Origin of the sequence: Bradyrhizobium sp. ERR14 (assembly GCF_014198235.1) — a bacterium.
In the GTDB taxonomy this organism is placed as follows: domain Bacteria; phylum Pseudomonadota; class Alphaproteobacteria; order Rhizobiales; family Xanthobacteraceae; genus Bradyrhizobium.
Genome location: NZ_JACIHD010000001.1, coordinates 589,331 through 605,590, shown reverse-complemented (window position 1 = coordinate 605,590; position 16,260 = coordinate 589,331). Strand labels below are relative to the sequence as shown.

The 16,260-nt window shown below is 65.5% G+C and carries 12 protein-coding genes; 2 read left to right on the top strand and 10 right to left on the bottom strand.

What is annotated here, in order from left to right:
* Positions 1-17: 17 nt before the first annotated feature.
* The 5 genes from GGD62_RS03070 to GGD62_RS03050 all read right to left on the bottom strand — a co-directional run bounded on the left by GGD62_RS03070 (position 18) and on the right by GGD62_RS03050 (position 6,872).
* On the bottom strand, positions 18-2,258 hold the full coding sequence (locus GGD62_RS03070) for a tetratricopeptide repeat protein (protein ID WP_183707012.1): 2,241 nt from the start codon (positions 2,256-2,258) through the stop codon (positions 18-20).
* A 101-nt stretch (positions 2,259-2,359) separates the two neighbouring features.
* Complete coding sequence (locus GGD62_RS03065) at positions 2,360-3,097, bottom strand: amino acid ABC transporter ATP-binding protein (protein WP_183234228.1); 738 nt, start codon at positions 3,095-3,097, stop codon at positions 2,360-2,362.
* Positions 3,098-3,108: 11 nt separating this feature from the next.
* Positions 3,109-4,629, bottom strand: a complete 1,521-nt coding sequence (locus GGD62_RS03060; protein ID WP_183707011.1) for an amino acid ABC transporter permease — start codon at positions 4,627-4,629, stop codon at positions 3,109-3,111.
* Entirely contained in the window at positions 4,626-5,831 is a 1,206-nt protein-coding gene (locus tag GGD62_RS03055) for an amino acid ABC transporter permease (protein ID WP_183707010.1), read from the bottom strand. The genes GGD62_RS03060 and GGD62_RS03055 overlap by 4 nt, the downstream gene beginning before the upstream one ends.
* A gap of 24 nt (positions 5,832-5,855) precedes the next feature.
* Positions 5,856-6,872 (bottom strand): amino acid ABC transporter substrate-binding protein, encoded by a 1,017-nt coding sequence (locus GGD62_RS03050; protein ID WP_028144715.1) that lies wholly within the window; start codon positions 6,870-6,872, stop codon positions 5,856-5,858.
* 389 nt (positions 6,873-7,261) lie between these two features.
* On the opposite strand from GGD62_RS03050, the gene metC reads away from it, so the two are divergent.
* The gene (gene metC / locus GGD62_RS03045; protein ID WP_183707009.1) at positions 7,262-8,446 is read left to right on the top strand and encodes a cystathionine beta-lyase; all 1,185 of its coding nucleotides are present in this window, start codon (positions 7,262-7,264) and stop codon (positions 8,444-8,446) included.
* A 197-nt stretch (positions 8,447-8,643) separates the two neighbouring features.
* Positions 8,644-10,335 (top strand): Na/Pi cotransporter family protein, encoded by a 1,692-nt coding sequence (locus GGD62_RS03040; protein ID WP_183707008.1) that lies wholly within the window; start codon positions 8,644-8,646, stop codon positions 10,333-10,335.
* A gap of 9 nt (positions 10,336-10,344) precedes the next feature.
* Here the strand turns inward: GGD62_RS03040 and GGD62_RS03035 are convergent, their stop codons facing one another.
* The 5 genes from GGD62_RS03035 to pbpC form a co-directional block, all read right to left on the bottom strand.
* Positions 10,345-10,683 (bottom strand): lipid-A-disaccharide synthase N-terminal domain-containing protein, encoded by a 339-nt coding sequence (locus GGD62_RS03035; protein WP_018323154.1) that lies wholly within the window; start codon positions 10,681-10,683, stop codon positions 10,345-10,347.
* Positions 10,680-11,417, bottom strand: coding sequence for a glycosyltransferase family 2 protein (locus GGD62_RS03030; protein WP_183707007.1), 738 nt, complete (start codon positions 11,415-11,417; stop codon positions 10,680-10,682). Before GGD62_RS03030 ends, GGD62_RS03035 begins: the two co-directional genes overlap by 4 nt.
* Positions 11,418-11,485: 68 nt before the next feature.
* Complete coding sequence (locus tag GGD62_RS03025) at positions 11,486-12,331, bottom strand: phosphatase PAP2 family protein (protein WP_183707006.1); 846 nt, start codon at positions 12,329-12,331, stop codon at positions 11,486-11,488.
* 1 nt (position 12,332) lies between these two features.
* On the bottom strand, positions 12,333-14,075 hold the full coding sequence (locus GGD62_RS03020) for a glycosyltransferase family 39 protein (RefSeq protein WP_092258356.1): 1,743 nt from the start codon (positions 14,073-14,075) through the stop codon (positions 12,333-12,335).
* A 50-nt stretch (positions 14,076-14,125) separates the two neighbouring features.
* Entirely contained in the window at positions 14,126-16,234 is a 2,109-nt protein-coding gene (pbpC, locus tag GGD62_RS03015; protein WP_183707005.1) for a penicillin-binding protein 1C, read from the bottom strand.
* Positions 16,235-16,260: the final 26 nt, after the last annotated feature.

Here is a 16,260-nt window from a genome sequence, read left to right as displayed (position 1 = left end):
GGCAACGCAAGGTCGGGCTACGCCACCTCGCCGCGTTCCGAGGCCGCGGCACAATGATCGTGCCAGAACCGGCGATAGGCCGCTTCGACCTCACGCGTGTAAAGTTCGACGTTGCCGGCAGGCGCGGCTGCGATCCGAGCCGGCAGTTCCGCCCGCAATTTCGCCAGATGAGCGGGCTGTGCCGCATATTTGCACGCGATCGCGGCGTAGCCGTCGTCATCCTCGGCGACCCAGTCGTCGAGGCCGACGGCCGCCACGATGGAGCCGCCGGCGCGTGCCGAAGAGCCATTGCCGAGCTTGGCGACGACCGGAACGCCCGCATAGAGCGATTCCCAGGTGCTGATGCCGCCATTTTGCGGGAAGGTGTCGAGGGAGATGTCGACTTGCGCAAAGGCCAGCAGATGCTCGTGGCGCGTGGTCGAGCCCAGGCAGGTGATGTTGTCTTCGGCAATGCCCTGCGCCACGAACCGCGCGATCAGGCCGTCGCGCAGCAAGAGATCGTCGAGCAGCCCGTGCTTGATGATGATCTTCGACCCCCTCACCTCACGCATCACCTTCGACCACACCCGGATCGCATCATCCGAGATCTTGTAGATGCGGTTGAACACGCCGAAGGTCACATGGCCGTTCCGGAGCATGGGAAGCTCCGAGGGCGGCACGTCCAGGATGGGATCGATCGTGATCAGGCAGGGCAGATCATGGACATTTTCGGCCAGCAAATGGCGCGCCGATTGCGGAATGAAGATGGGATCGGCGAGCACGTAATCCATGGTCTGAAGGCCGGTGCCCGTGGCGTGTCCGAAACCCGTGACCTGGATCGGGGCCGGCTTGCGGGCAAAGACAGGCAGCCTGTTGCCGGCCGTATGCCCGGATACGTCGATCAGGATGTCGATCTTGTCCGCCTGGATGCGATCGGCAAGCTCGTCGTCCGAAAGCTGCGCGGCGTCGACCCAGACGTCCGCGAGAGGCTTGAATCTCTCGGTAATCTCGTCCTGCAGCGGCCAGCAGGAATAGCAGACGATCTCGAACCTCGTGTGATCGTGTTGGCGCAGCACCGGCAACAGCGCGAACGCGGCCGAGTGGTTCCTGAATTCCGACGCGACATAGCCGACGACGATCCGCCTGTCCGGATCGAGCGCCCGGGGCGGCAGTGTCCGTTGCGGCAGCCTGGCGCCGATCGCATCCCACCAGGATTTCCGCGCCGCCTGCTGGACCGCGAAATCGGCCTCGGGCAGATAATCCAGGATGAAGATCTTGCGTGCGATCGCATCCGCATAGTCAGGTGATATCTCGAGCGCCGCGTCGAGGTGCTCGAGCGCCGTCGCGACGTCTCCCTGGTTCGCGTAGCAGGCGCCGAGAAGCACGATTGCGTAATCGGACCGCGGATTGTCCTCGAGCAGGGTCTTGACGGCCGCAATCGCCTGCGTCGTGTTTCCCAAGAGAAGATTGACCTGCGCCTTGCCACGCAGCGCGAGCTCGAGCCGCGGCGATTGCGCCAGCGCCGCATCGAAGTCCGCCGCCGCCTGCTCCAGCCGATGCAGATCGAAATTGAGCCGTCCGCGCTGGGCCAGAATCCGCGGTGAACCCGGCTTGATCGCCAAGCCTGCGGCGAGGGCGGCTTCCGCCTCCTCGTAATGCCGGAGCTCGATGCACACCATGCCCTTGCCGGCGATCGCTTCCGCATGACGCGGCTGAAGCGACAGGGCGCGATCGAAACTCTCCTTGGCGCGCTCGGACCGGCCGATCATCAGCTCCGCCATGCCGCGGTTGCAAAATGCATCGGCGTAGTCGGGCCGCAACCCGATAGCGCGTTCGTGCAGCCTGATCGCCTGTTCGCCAAGGCCGACGTTCAGGAGCGTATTGCCGAGATTGGTGAGGGTGATCGGACAATTCGGCTTCAGCGCAATGGCCTTCTCCTGGCATGCGCGGGCGTCCTGGAACTTCTGGACATCGAAATACACAGCGCCGAGATTTCCATGGGCATCGGGCGAGCGCGGATCGAGCGCAATCGCGCGCTCGAACAGCTGTTGCGCCTCCTCCAGCCGCCCGCCCTCATAGGCGCGAAGGCCAAGCAGGTGCGTGGCATGGAAATGATCCGGAACCTCCTCCACAATGCCGCGGCAGAGCGTCTCGGCCTCGGCAAATCTGCCCTGCCGGAGCGCCTCGACGGCGAGCGACATGACGGCGTCCGCCTGCTTCCTCAACTTCTTTTGCAATCGCGCATTCTGGAATGCGCGCGCGCCGACACTGCTCTGCAAGGTCTCTCTCCGGAAGATGGCCCGGAAAGAGGCACAGCTGATTCGGATGGTGCCAGGCTGGCGGCCCGGTCAGACCGGCGCGGTCTCCGGATGGCAGGTGCTCAGCGCAAAATCTGGCTCAGGAACAGTTTCGTGCGGGCGTGCTGGGGCGCCGCAAAGAATTCGTTCGGCGTGTTGGCCTCGATGATCTGGCCGGCATCCATGAAGACCACGCGGTTGGCAACCTCGCGGGCAAAGCCCATTTCGTGGGTGACGACCAGCATGGTCATGCCCTCCTCGGCGAGGTCCACCATGGTGTCCAGCACCTCCTTGACCATCTCGGGGTCGAGCGCCGAGGTCGGCTCGTCGAACAGCATGACCTTCGGGTTCATCGTCAGGGCCCGCGCGATCGCGACGCGCTGCTGCTGGCCGCCGGACATCTGCCCCGGAAACTTGTTGGCCTGATGCGGGATCTTGACCCGCTCCAGGAACTTCATCGCGTTGATCTCGGCGTCCTTCTTCGGGATGTTGCGCACCCAGATTGGCGCCAGCGTGCAGTTCTCCAGCACGGTCAGATGCGGGAACAGGTTGAAGCTCTGGAACACCATGCCGACCTCGCGGCGGACCGCGTCGATGTGCTTGAGGTTGGGCCCGAGCGCGATGCCGTCTACGACGATCTCGCCCTCCTGGAATTCCTCCAGCGCGTTGATGCAGCGGATCAGGGTCGACTTGCCGGAGCCCGAGGGCCCGCAGATCACGATGCGCTCGCCCTTCGCGACCGCAAGGTCGATGTCGCGCAGCACGTGAAAGTCGCCGTACCATTTGTTGAGGCCGGAAATCTTGACGATGGGGTCGGACATGGTGACCTCGATCAGTTGCGACGGTGGGCGTTGAGGCGGTGCTCGACGAACAGCGAGTAGCGCGACATTCCAAAGCAGAAGATGAAGTAGATGATCCCGGCGAAGGCGAAGCCGGTGAACGCGGTCGAAGGCGTTGACCATTTCGGGTCCGAGAACGAGGCCCTGAGCGAGCCCAACAGGTCGAACAGCGCCACGATCGAGACCAGCGAGGTGTCCTTGAACAACGAGATGAAGCTGTTGACGAGGTTCGGAATGACGTGACGCAGCGCCTGCGGCAGCACGATCAGCGAGGTCGTCTTCCACCAGGACAGCCCCAGGGCCGCGGCCGCCTCGCCCTGCCCTCGCGGGATCGCAGCGAGCCCGCCGCGGACGTTCTCGGCCTGGTAGGCGCCCGTGAACAGCGCGATGCCGATCAGCGCGCGGACGAGACCGTCGACGGTGAAATTGCCCGGCAGGAACAGGGGCAGCATGTAGGTGGCGAAGAACAGCACCGTGATCAGCGGCACGCCGCGCCAGAACTCGATGAAGGCGATCGAGAAGATCCGGATCAGCGGAATGGTGGAGCGGCGGCCGAGCGCCAGCGCGATGCCGATCGGCAGCGAGGTGACGATGCCGGTGACGGAGACCACCAGCGTCACCAGGAGGCCGCCCCACAAATTCGTCGTCACGACCGGCAGTCCACCGCGATCGAGACCCATCAGCTTGATCACCGCGGCGATGGCGAAGAAGGCAGCAATGCTCGAGGCCAGAGCGCGCCAACCCGTGCGCAAGCCGCCGCCGAGGCCGAAGGCGATCAACGACACGACTGCGGTCGTGACGGCAAAATCGGCCCAGACCGACTGACCCGCTCCCTGGATCTGATCGCGCAACCAGGTCAGCGGAAGGATCAGCCAGGAGATCGCCGTGCCGACCAGCACGATGAAATTCCCGACCGCCCACAACAGCGGCGCGACGGCGGAAGTCTTGCTGAAACCGAGCACGGCCTGCCCGGCGCCGATGATGCTCTCGTCGAACAATTCCAGCAGGCCGGCGGTCCAACTGAGGCCAAAGCCCTTGATGCCGCCACCGTGCAGCAGAAAGAACGCGACCACTGGAAATGCGAAGAAGAACAGACTGGCGTTGAGCCCCTTTGCCGGCAGACGCGGCACGAGCAGTGGCACAAGCAGGACCGCCGCAAGGACAAACGCGAGGTTGACCCGCCAGCGCTCGGCCTCGGGATAAAAACCATAGATCAATTGCGGCAGCTTGGCCTGGATGTAGGGCCAGCAGGCGCCGACCGCAAAGCCGGCGTTCTCCGAGAGGCATGCCGTGCGGTCCTTGCCGCTCCAGACCGCATCGACCATCAGGAACCTGACCGAGGGAACGATGGTGAACCACAGCAGCAGGACGCCGACGATCGTGAGCAGGATGTTGGTCGGCGAGTTGAACAGGCGCGTGCGCATCAGCCCGACAAAGCCCGTGGTCTTCATCGGTGCGGGACGCTCGGTGAGCAGGTCGCGGCGGACGAAGCTGCTCGAGGCGATATCGCTCATGCGCCCAGACTCCGGCTGACGCGCCACCCGTAGACGCTCATGATCGCGCTGGTGAGCAGCGAGATCAGGAGATAGATGCCCATGGTCATCGCGATGATCTCGATCGCCTGCCCGGTCTGGCTCAGCGACGTGCCGGCGAACACCGAGACGAGGTCGGGATAGCCGATCGCGACCGCCAGCGACGAGTTCTTGGTGAGATTAAGGTACTGGTTGGTCAGCGGCGGCACGATGACCCGCATGGCCTGCGGCACCACGATCAGCCGCAGCGTGTTGCCGCGGCTGAGGCCGAGCGAGGCCCCCGCCTCCATCTGCCCCTTGTGGACGGACAAGATTCCGGCGCGCACAATCTCGGCGATGAAGGCGGCGGTATAGGTCGACAGCGCCAGCGTCAGCGCCACGAACTCCGGGATGATCCGCGATCCGCCGGCAAAATTGAATCCCTTCAGCTGCGGGAGCTCGAAGGTGAAGGGCAGACCGAACACCAACATCGTGGCAAGCGGCAGCCCGAACAGCAGGGTCAGCACGGTGGGCCAGATCCGGATCATCCGCCCTTCCTGAAACAGCGCGCGCCGCGCATAGAAGCGCAAGGCCAGTGATGCGGCGATACCGAGCGCCAGCATCGCCAGGAATGGCGCGAGGCCGCTCCCGCCGATCGGGCTAGGAATGACGAGGCCGCGATTGCTGATGAAGGCAACGCCGAGCAGCGAGATGCTCTGCCGAGGATTGGGCAAGGCAGCCAGCACCGCGAGGTACCAGAACAGGATCTGGAACAGCAGCGGCAGGTTGCGGATGATCTCGACATAGATCTCGCCGACGCGGGACAGCAGCCAATTGGGCGACAGCCGGCACAGCGCGACGATGAAGCCGATCAAGGTGGCGAAGACGATACCCACCACCGAGACCACGAGCGTATTCAGGAGCCCGACCACGAACACGCGCAGGAACGTGTCCGAACCGGTATAGGAGATCAGGGTCTGGTTGACGTCGAAGCCGGCATTATTCCTGAGGAAGCCGAAACCGGCGGCGATGTGCTGGTTTTCGAGATTGGCGCGGGCATTGGAGACGATCTCATAGCCGATCCAGCCCAGGATCGCCGCGAAGGCAAACTGGACGGCAATGCCGTTCCAGCCTGCCTTGCCACCCAGAACGCGCCTGATCTTCAGCGCGATCTGGGGTGGCGGTTTTCGGGCCTCGGTGCTCATGCCGCTGCCAGCGGATCAGGATGATCAGCGGATCGGCGGCGCGTACTGAAGACCGCCCTTGTTCCAGAGATTGTTGAGACCGCGATTGATGGCGAGCGGCGAGCCCGCGCCGACATTGCGATCGAACACCTCGCCGTAATTGCCGACCGCCTTCACGATCCGCACCACCCAGTCCTTGGTCAGGCCGAGTTGTTCGCCGAAATTGCCGTCGGTGCCGAGGACGCGCTTCAACTCGGGATTTTCCAGCTTCGCTTTCTCGTCGACGTTCTTCGAGCTCACGCCAAGCTCTTCGGCGGTGACCATCGCGAACAGCGTCCACTTCACGATGTCGAACCACTGATCGTCGCCGTGGCGCACCATGGGGCCGAGCGGCTCCTTCGAGATGATCTCGGGAAGCACCATGTGGTCGTTGGGATTGGCAAGCTTCAGGCGATTGGCGTACAGGCCCGACTGGTCGGTGGTGAAGACGTCGCAGCGTCCGGCCTCATAGGCCTTGACCGTTTCGTCGTTGGTGCCGAACGCGATCACCTCGTACTTCATGTTGTTGGCTTTGAAGTAGTCGGCCAGATTCTGCTCGGTGGTGGTGCCGGTCTGCACGCAGACCGAGGCGCTGTTGAGCTCGAGCGCCGAATTCACCTTGAGCGACTTCTTCACCATGAAGCCCTGCCCGTCATAATAGGTCACGCCGGTAAAATTGGCGCCGAGCGATGTATCACGCGAGATGGTCCAGGTGGTGTTGCGCGAGAGCACGTCGATTTCGCCGGATTGCAGCGCGGTGAAGCGATCCTTGGCGGACAGCGGCACGTACTTGACCTTGGTCGCGTCGTTGAAGATCGCCCCGGCGATCGCCTTGCAGACGTCGACGTCGAGGCCGGTCCAGTTGCCCTTGTCGTCGGGCGAGGAGAAGCCCGGCAGGCCCTGGCTGACGCCGCAGGACAGCATGCCCCGGTCCTTGACCGTCTTGAGCGTTTGCGCGTCGGCGGCTTGGGCGGAGAGGCCGGCGGCGAGAGCAAGGGTGAGAGCCAGGGTTACGCGTTTCATGGGCTTTGGGCCTTTCAAAGTCGTCTCAAGGAACGTTGTCTCAGGATCATCGCTGCCAGGGCCAGGCGTATCAAGGCCAGCCCTGCAAGAGTCATGCTGGAAAACCTTGCCGAACACCCGCCGATCCCGGGAGGCCATACCTTAATCCCCGCCGCAGGCGCCCGCCGATATGGCTGTGGCGCAAGGTCCGGTCAGACGATGGATCGAAGGTCGCGGCAGGCCCCTCAACATGCGGCGACTGAATAGCACCTGCGCATCACAGAACGACTGGCGTGCCGGGTCAAGGGGTTGACGGGACTCTTCTGTGTTCTGTTATTAACGACAGCGGCCTTTCGGCCAGCCCGTCAGGCGCCAAGCCCGAGCGGAAACGCGGTTTTGAAAGCAGACGCATGGATTCCTCGCACCCCCAAGAGCAGCAGGCCGAGACCCGGCTGGTCACCTCCGGCCGCGACACCAAGGCGCAGAAGGGGTTCGTCAATCCGCCGGTCTTTCACGGCTCGACCGTGCTCTACCCGACCGCCGAGGACCTGCACGCCCATCGCGGCGAGTTCACCTATGGCCGTCACGGTTCCCCCACCACCAAGGCGTTCCAGGAGACGCTGATGGCGCTGGAGGGACCGCAATGCGCCGGCGTCGGCATCGTGCCGTCGGGGCTGTCGGCGATCTCGACCACCCTGCTCTCGGTGCTCAAGGCCGGAGACCATCTCCTGGTCTGCGACAACGTCTATCGGCCCTCGCGCAATTTCTGCAACGGCATGCTCACCCGCTTTAGCGTCGAGACCAGCTATTTCGATCCGATGATCGGCGCCGGCATCGACAAGCTGTTCAAGCCCAACACCCGGGCGGTGCTGGTGGAGGCACCAGGCTCGCAGTCGTTCGAGATGCCGGACATCCGCGCCATCGCCGAGGTCGCGCATGGGCGCGGCGCGCTTGTCATCGACGACAACACCTGGGCGACGCCGCTCTATCACCGCTCGCTCGAACAGGGCGTCGACATCAGCATGCAGGCCGCAACCAAATATATCAGCGGCCATTCCGACATCATGTTCGGCACCATCTCGGCAAATGCCAAGGCCTGGCCGATGGTCGCAGAGGGCATCCGCCTGCTCGGCGTCTGCGCTGGACCCGACGACGTCTTCCTGGCGCTGCGCGGCCTGCGCACGCTGTCGGTGCGGCTGGCACAACATCACCGCTCAGGGCTCGACATGGCGCGCTGGCTGGCTAGCCGGCCCGAGGTCGCGCGTGTGCTGCATCCCGGCTTGGAGACCGATCCCGGCCACGCGATCTGGAAGCGCGACTTCACCGGCGCGTCCGGCCTGTTCAGCATCGTGCTGAAGCCGGCGCCGCAGAAGGCCGTCGACACCATGCTGAACACGCTCAAGCTGTTCGGCATGGGCTTTTCATGGGGCGGCTTCGAGAGCCTTGCGATTCCCTTCGATTGCGATGCCTATCGCACAGCGACCAAGTGGGCGCCCGGCGGCCCGACGCTGCGCCTGCATATCGGACTGGAAAGCGTCGACGACCTCAAGGCCGATCTCGACCGCGGCTTCGCTGCCCTCAAAGCGGCAATGTGAGCCTGCTCACAAGGCATCTCGACTGCGGACGCGCCAACGCGCGCCGCGGCGGACGCTCAACGCGCCGCGACGGACGCTCAACGCGCCGCGGGAACGTGCAGCTGGCGTAAACGTTAACGCCGACGCGCCAACAAAAGGTTTGAACCTCAAGCATTTGGCGCTAGCCTCACCAATCGACTCCAATCCGGACACGGAGCATGGGAACGTTGGTTCTGCTCGATCTGATGGGCGGCGTTGCGCTGTTGCTGTGGGGCCTGCATATGGTCCACAGCGGGATCTTGCGCGCCTTCGGTCCTGACCTGCGGCGGCTGCTCGGCAAGGCGCTGAGCAACCGCGGCAGCGCTTTCGCAGCCGGCCTCGGCCTCACCGCGCTGCTCCAGAGCAGCACCGCGACCGCCCTGATCACGAGCTCGTTCGCCGCCGAAGGCCTCGTCAGCCTCGCCGCGGCGCTCGCCATCGTGCTCGGGGCCAATGTCGGCACGACGCTGATCGTGCAGGTGCTGTCGTTCAACATCGCAGCCGTCGCGCCGGTCCTGTTCGTGCTCGGCCTCGTCGCCTTCCGCTCCGGCCCGCGATCGCGGATCAAGGACATCGGCCGCGTCTGCATCGGCCTCGGCCTGATGCTGCTCTCGCTGCACATCCTGCTCGACACGCTGGCGCCGGCTGAGAACGCACCGGGCGTCCGCATCGTGATGTCGGCCATCACGGGCGATCCCATATTGTGCATCGTCATCGCCGCCCTCGTCACCTGGGCCGTGCATTCGAGCGTCGCCAGCGTGCTGCTGATCATGTCGCTGGCCTATTCGCAGTTCATCACGCCCGACGCGGCGCTGGCGCTGGTGCTCGGGGCCAATCTCGGCAGTGCCATCAATCCCGTGTTCGAGGGCGCCAGGCGTGACGACCCCGCGAGCTACCGCCTGCCGGTCGGCAACCTCATCAACCGCGTCGTCGGGATTGCCCTCGTCCTGCCCTTCCTGGGCACGATCGCCGAGCACATGCACGCCTGGCAGCCAGATCTCGCCAGGATGACGGCGGCTTTCCACATCGCCTTCAATGTCGGCACCGCCGTCCTCTTCATCGGCCTGCTCGACACCATGTCGCGCCTCTTGACACGCCTCCTGCCCGATCGCGCGCAAGAGGCCGATCCGGCCCGCCCGCGCTATCTCGACGAGACCGCGCTGGAGACGCCGTCACTGGCGCTCGCCGACGCCGCCCGCGAGACGCTGCGCATGGGCGACCTCGTTGAAGTCATGCTGCGCAAGGTGATGGCGGCTATGATGACCGGCGACCGTGCCCTGGTCGACCAGGTCTCCAAGATGGACAATTTCGTCGACGGTCTCGACGAGGCCATCAAGCTCTACGTGACCAAGCTGATGCGGGGCAGCCTCGACGAGAGCGAAGGACGGCGTGCGATGGAGATCATCTCCTTCGCCATCAATCTCGAACATATCGGCGACATCATCGACAAGAGCCTGAGCGAGCTCGCCACCAAGAAGATCAAGCGGCGCTTCCAGTTCTCGGCGGAAGGGGCCGACGAACTCGCCGCCTTCCACAAGCGCACGATGGACTCGCTGCGGATCGCCTTCGGGGTCTTCATGTCCGGTGATGCCAACGAGGCGCGCAAGCTGCTGGTTGAGAAAACCGCGCTACGCAACACCGAGCTCGCCGCGGTCGAGCGACATCTCGACCGCCTGCGCGAGGGCCGCCCCGAAACCATCGAAACGACGTCGCTGCATCTCGACGTGCTGCGCGACCTCAGGCGCATCCACTCGCATATCTGCTCGGTCGCCTATCCCGTGCTCGACGCGGCCGGCGTGCCCTATCGCAGGACCGAGGCGGAGACAGCCGCCCTGCCAACCTCAGGCGCGGCCTCGGCCTTGCCGCACTAAAACCTGGGCTCAGCGATCGAGCGTCTTCGAGGCGCGGCCGCGGTTCTTGATGATCAGCATGATGTTGCGGATATAGATGATGGTCGCGAGCGATTGTCCGAGGATGATGACCGGCTCGCGCTTCACGACGCCGTAGACCAGCGTCATCAGTCCGCCGCCCATCGAGCAGAACCAGAACGCCATCGGCACCACGCTATTGCCGGCGCGCTCGCTCGCGATCCACTGCACCAGGAAGCGCGCGGTGAAGAACAGCTGCGCGACGAGGCCGAATGCCAGCCAGAAATCGAATTTGGCGACGAAGACGTCGTAAAGATAATTGCTCAGCGCCTGACCGTATTGAATGATCATGCGTTCACCTCAGTCACATCTGGTGTCGGCTTCTTGCGGCGGATCAGCCACCATACGCCGGCGAGATCCATGATGCCGATCCACAGCCGGTCGAAGAAGCCGTAGTTGGACACGCCGGAATGGCGCGGCCGGTCGATCACGTCGACGTAGGCGATGTCGTAGCCTTCGCGGCGGACCAGCGCCGGCAGGAAGCGATGCAGCCCGTCGAAATAGGGCATCATCAGGAAGACCTCGCGGCGGAATGCCTTGAGCCCGCAGCCGGTGTCCCGCGTGCCGTCCTTCAAGATGGAGTTGCGGACGCCGTTGGCCACGCGCGACTGGAATTTCTTGAAGCCGGTATCCTTGCGTCCGACGCGCTGCCCCGCAGCGAGGCCGACGCGCCCTGCTCCCTTCTCGACCGCCGCGATCAGGTCGGGCAGGAAGGCTGGATTGTTCTGGCCGTCGCCATCGAGCGTCGCCACGATCGCCCCGCGCGCCGCGCGCACGCCGCTGCGCACGGCCGCGGATTGGCCGCCTGATCTGGCGTGGCGAAGCTGGCGCAGATTGTCCCGCTGCGCCATGATCGCCGCGAGCCGTTCGCCGGTCGCATCGGTCGAGCCGTCGTTGACGTAGATGATCTCATAGGCCCAGCGGCCATCGAGCGCCGCGCCGATCTCCGCGATCAGCGGCGCGATGTTGTCGGCTTCGTTGCGCACGGGAACGACGATGGAAACCGAGGGCTGGGACGTCGACAAAGGCGGCTCGTGGTTGGAAGTGGGCCTGGGGACCCCTGGGAACCGGCGGTCCCGGCAGGCAGCCGCTTTTATGGGGCGGATGCCCCGCGGGCAACCCTTTTGAGATGGCCCGAGACTGTCCCCGGAAGAGGCACAATGGTGCCATCCGCGCGGATGGCAAAACCCAGCCGCCTGGCCGCGAACCAATAGCGGACCGCCATGGCGCCGACCGTGCCGACCAGGGCGCCGGCCACGACGTCGCTCGGGTGATGGGCGACCAGCACCAGCCGCGTCAACAGGATCACGATTGCGTAAGCGAACATGAACACGCGCAAGCGCGGCCACAATGCCGACACGGCAAACGCCAGCGCGAACGCTGCCACGGCATGGCCCGACGGCAGGCTGGCGTAGGCCCCCGTCCCCTCGAACGGCACGAAGTTGAACGGATTGGCCTTGCCGCCGACAAACGGACGTCCGCGGCCGATGACATATTTCAGGACCTCGGCAACGAATGCCGACACGGCAATCGACAGAAACACAAACTGCAGCCGTGTGCCGAGACCGAGGAGCAGCGCGCGGCTTGTGCCGTGAAGCCCCGCCGCAACGAACGCCAACACCACCAGCACGCCCCCGAGCACCGAGAGCAGGTACTCGTCCTTGCCGAAATCGGTGAGGATGCGGATCGGCCACAGGCTTGGCGTGCCGCGCGCCGGCATCAGCTGGATCTCGGTCTGGTCGAACGCGAGCATCAGCGCGATGACGAGAGCCGCGCCCGTCGCACTGAGCCACAGCGAATGCCGCGCCAGCTTTCGCGCGGCCTCTGCGCGGCGCGAATGCGAGGGCGTGCGGACGAGCTGCGCCAGCGCGCTCCGGGACACGGCGAGCAATTGCGCGGGATAGCCCGGACGGGGCGCGGGGCTGGTCGTAACAGGCATCCTATTCGGTGCCTTCCGAGCGGAAGATCGAGATCGAGATCGCGCGCCCTTGCGAGAAATTGTAGCCGTCGATGCGGGTGCCAACCTTGTAGCGCAGCCCGATCGCCTCGGCGCGCTGCACGAAGCTCCGCTCCGAACGCTGCTCGATCAGCGCAAAGCGGCAGCTGCCCTGCCTCAGGAAGTCGGCCGCGCCCGACCCGTCCGTGAGCAGGGTCTGGGTGCCCGTCAGGAAGACGAGGCTCGGCTCGTGATAGCCGGCCGCAGCCGCCTTTGGCCCGACACAGGTGACGTTGCGCAAGGCGCGCGCGATCTCGATGCTCGGAAACAGCGGCGTCAGCGACGGCAGCACGATGCCATACACCACCACCGCCAGCATCAAGGCCGCAACCAGCGCGTTGAGCAGCGAGCGCTCGGCGCGGTTGTTGTCGTAGAGCCACCAGGCGAACAGGCCGAAAATCAGCGATGCCGCGATAAACGGCCAAGCCACAAAAGCGGGCTGCCGCGTCAGCATCACGGCGCCGACCACCGCGATGATCGAGGTGGCCGCGGGGATCGCGAACCACCAGGCCGAACCGCGCATCAGCCAGGAGCGCGACAGCACGCGCCGCTCCACCGCACCGGCGGTGAGGATGGCGATCGCCGGGTACAGCGGCAGCACGTAATGCGGCAGCTTGGTCAGCACCGCCTCGAACACGATCCAGGACGGGATCAGCCAGGCCAGCAGAAACTGCGCGCCGGGCTCACGCCGCGCCCGCCACACCGCGGGTGCCGCCATCGCCGCGAGCGGTGCGCCCGGCCAGAACGTGATCCAGAACAGCGCCAGGTAAAGTCCAGGCGGCGCACCATGGGATTCCTGGGCGCCGATCTTGCTCAGCATGTCGCCGCCGACGGAATCGGCAAAGAAGGCATCGCCCGCGCGCCAGAAGATCGCGACGAACCAGGGCAGCACCAGCACCAGCATCCACATCAGGCCCCAGACCGGGCGCAGCTTCCACAGCCAGGAGGCATCGCGGTCCTGGATCGCGAGCGCGGCTATGGTCAGCCCTGCGAACATCAGGATCAGTGGGCCCTTGATCAGGATGCCGACCGCAAGCGCGGTCCAGAAGATCGCGGGCCAGCTCCACGGCGGATGCGTCTCGTCCTCGGCGCGCTGCCAGGACAGATAGGCTCGCGCCATCGCACCCATCGCGGCGGTCACGCAGAACAGCAGCATCGCGTCGGTCTTGGCGAGCCGCGCCTCGACGCCGAGCAGCACCGAAGCGCACATCATCAGGGCCGCCAGCACCGCGGCACGCCGCGTGACGAAGCCGAGCGCGGCCCAATAGGTCATGAGCACGGCGCCGATCGCCCCGAACAGGGACGGCAGCCGGTAGACCCAGATCCGCAATTCGGCCTTCGGCAGCTTGAGCATCGAGGCGGCTTCGACCGTCGCCGATTGCAACCAATAGATGCCGACCGGCTTCTTGTAGCGGACGTCCTCCTGAAAGCGGATATCGACATAGTCGCCGCTCTCGACCATCTGCTTGGTGGCCTGGGCGAACCGCGCCTCGTCGCGATCGATCGGCGGGATCGTGAAGAAGCCCGGCAGGAACAACAGCAGCGCGCACACGAGCAGGAAGGCAACGGCGCGGGCATGGCTGGCCGTGGCGACATCGAGCATGCGCACGAGCCCGCTGCCCGGATTTGCAGGCGATTTTGGCTCGCGGGGCGCTCCAAAACGGGGGGTTGGGTAGGTCTCGGCCATTGGTTCCGCTTACGCTGAAACCGCCATCGCCACAACCGCTTAAGGCAGGGTCATTGAATTCGAATGACGACTGTGTCCGCGGCGCCCGTGGCGTCGATCACGGTGAGCCGCGCAAAGCCCGGACCCGGCGGATCGATCAGGCGCTGGCGGCGTCCGTCGATCTCGCCGAGCGCCGTACCGTTGACCATGACGGTCATGGGAAGCACGCCGCCCGCGACCTTGACCGGCATCGCGGCGCTCTCCTGCCCCCCGGAGCGATCGACGTCGATCCGCGAGCCGTTCAGCGGAAACTGGATACGCAGCGCCTGCTCACGGCCGGTCCGCACCAGTTCCCCCACCGGACGGAACCGCTTCAGCGGCAACGGCAGCTTGGCGTTGCTGGCAACCAGGGTTCCCTTTGGCGGCTTCGGCAATGCGGTCAGCGTCTTGCCGCTGCGGGCGAAGGCATCGAACAGGATCGGTGCGGCGGCGACGCGCCCGATCAGGCCGGGAACCGGCGCGCCGTCGGGCCGGCCGACCCAGACCCCGATGGTCATCCGGCCGTCGAACCCGACCGACCAGGCGTCGCGATAGCCGTAGGAGGTGCCAGTCTTGAAGGCGATGCGGTTGTGAGCGGCGTTCTCCGGCGGCGGCGTTCCCAGCAGCACGTTGCCGACCTGCCAGGCCGCGACCTGATCCAGCAGCCGGAGCGGCTCGCGGTCGTCCTTGTCAGCGATCACCTCGCGCAGCGGCTTGGTGGTGCCGAGGCGGGCAAAGCCCGTATAGAGCTGGGCGAGATCCTGCAGCGTCACGCCGACGCCGCCCAGACCCATGGCAAGCCCCGGCGCTTCGTCCTTGGGCAGAACCAGATTGCCGCCGGCCTGCCGCAGTCGCGACGCCAGCCGGCTCGATCCGACGCGATCGAGCAGCACGATCGCCGGCACGTTCAGCGAGAGTTGCAGCGCCTTCCTCGCCGGCACCGTGCCCTGGAAGGTCATGTCGAAGTTTTCCGGCGCGTAGGAGCCGAAGCGGACCGGCCGATCGTCGATCAGGCTCTCCGGATGGACGAAACCGTCCTCGAAGGCGAGCCCGTAGATGAAAGGTTTCAGCGTCGAGCCCGGCGAGCGGATCGCACGGGTCATGTCGACCTGCCCTGCCCGGCTCTCGTCGAAATAATCCGCCGAGCCGACGCGCGCGAGCACGTCGCCGCTCTCATTGTCGACCACGATGATGCCGACCGAGATGTTCGGCCCGAGCGCAATGGCGCGGTCGCGCGCCAGCGGCTCCAGCACCTTCTGCAGGTTCGCGTCGAGCGTCAGCTTGATGACCGGCTTATCCTTGACGGTCGACAGTGCCGTGTCGGACGCATGCGGCGCCAGGATCGGCATCGGCTTGCGCAGCCTTGGTACGGGCACGGCCTTGGCCTGCCTTGCGTCGTCCACGCTGACCACATGCTCCTCGACCATGCGGTCGAGCACGCGATCGCGTGCCTTGCGCGCGGCCTCGGGATGGCGATCGAGGCGGCGCGTCTCCGGCGACTGCGGCAGCGCGACCAGCAGCGCGGCTTCGGCCAGCGACAACCGCTTCGGCTCCTTGCCGAGATAGCCAATCGAGGCGGCGCGGATGCCCTCGAGATTGCCGCCGTAAGGCGCGAGCGCGAGATAGAGGTCGAGGATCTGCTCCTTGCTCATGCTGCGCTCGATCTCGATCGCGCGCACCATCTGCCGCAGCTTGGCGTAGAGCGAGCGCTGCCGCCGCGGCTCCATCAGCCGCGCCAGCTGCATGCTGATGGTCGAGCCGCCAGAGACGATGTGGCCGCGCGTCGCAATCTGCAACGCGGCGCGACCGAGTGCGAGCGGGTCGAGCCCGTTGTGGGCATAGAAGCGCTGGTCCTCATAGGCGAACAGCAGCTTGAGATAGGTCGGGTCGACGCTGGATTTGGCATCGACCGGCAACCGCCAGCGGCCGTCGGCCATGGCGTAGGCGCGCAGCAGCTTGCCGTTGCGGTCGACGATGGTGGTGGAGACGTGCCGGGCTTCGTCGAGCGGGAGAGGTCCGAGCGAGTAGACCCAGCCGACGAAGCCGGTGATGGCGAGGATGAAAGAGAGTGCGAGGGCGGAGAGGATACGAAGGCCGCGGCCCCTTGCTGCGTCATGGCCGGGCTTGTCCAGGCCATCCACGTTCTTGCCCGCTGCGCCACAGTTCG

Coding starts and splice junctions, on each gene's coding strand:
- GGD62_RS03040 (WP_183707008.1), top strand. CDS start 8,644: ATGGGAACGTTGGTTCTGCTCGATCTGATGGGCGGCGTTGCGCTGTTG.
- GGD62_RS03060 (WP_183707011.1), bottom strand. CDS start 4,629: ATGAGCGATATCGCCTCGAGCAGCTTCGTCCGCCGCGACCTGCTCACC.
- GGD62_RS03065 (WP_183234228.1), bottom strand. CDS start 3,097: ATGTCCGACCCCATCGTCAAGATTTCCGGCCTCAACAAATGGTACGGC.
- GGD62_RS03020 (WP_092258356.1), bottom strand. CDS start 14,075: ATGGCCGAGACCTACCCAACCCCCCGTTTTGGAGCGCCCCGCGAGCCA.
- GGD62_RS03025 (WP_183707006.1), bottom strand. CDS start 12,331: ATGCCTGTTACGACCAGCCCCGCGCCCCGTCCGGGCTATCCCGCGCAA.
- GGD62_RS03055 (WP_183707010.1), bottom strand. CDS start 5,831: ATGAGCACCGAGGCCCGAAAACCGCCACCCCAGATCGCGCTGAAGATC.
- GGD62_RS03035 (WP_018323154.1), bottom strand. CDS start 10,683: ATGATCATTCAATACGGTCAGGCGCTGAGCAATTATCTTTACGACGTC.
- metC (WP_183707009.1), top strand. CDS start 7,262: ATGGATTCCTCGCACCCCCAAGAGCAGCAGGCCGAGACCCGGCTGGTC.
- GGD62_RS03050 (WP_028144715.1), bottom strand. CDS start 6,872: ATGAAACGCGTAACCCTGGCTCTCACCCTTGCTCTCGCCGCCGGCCTC.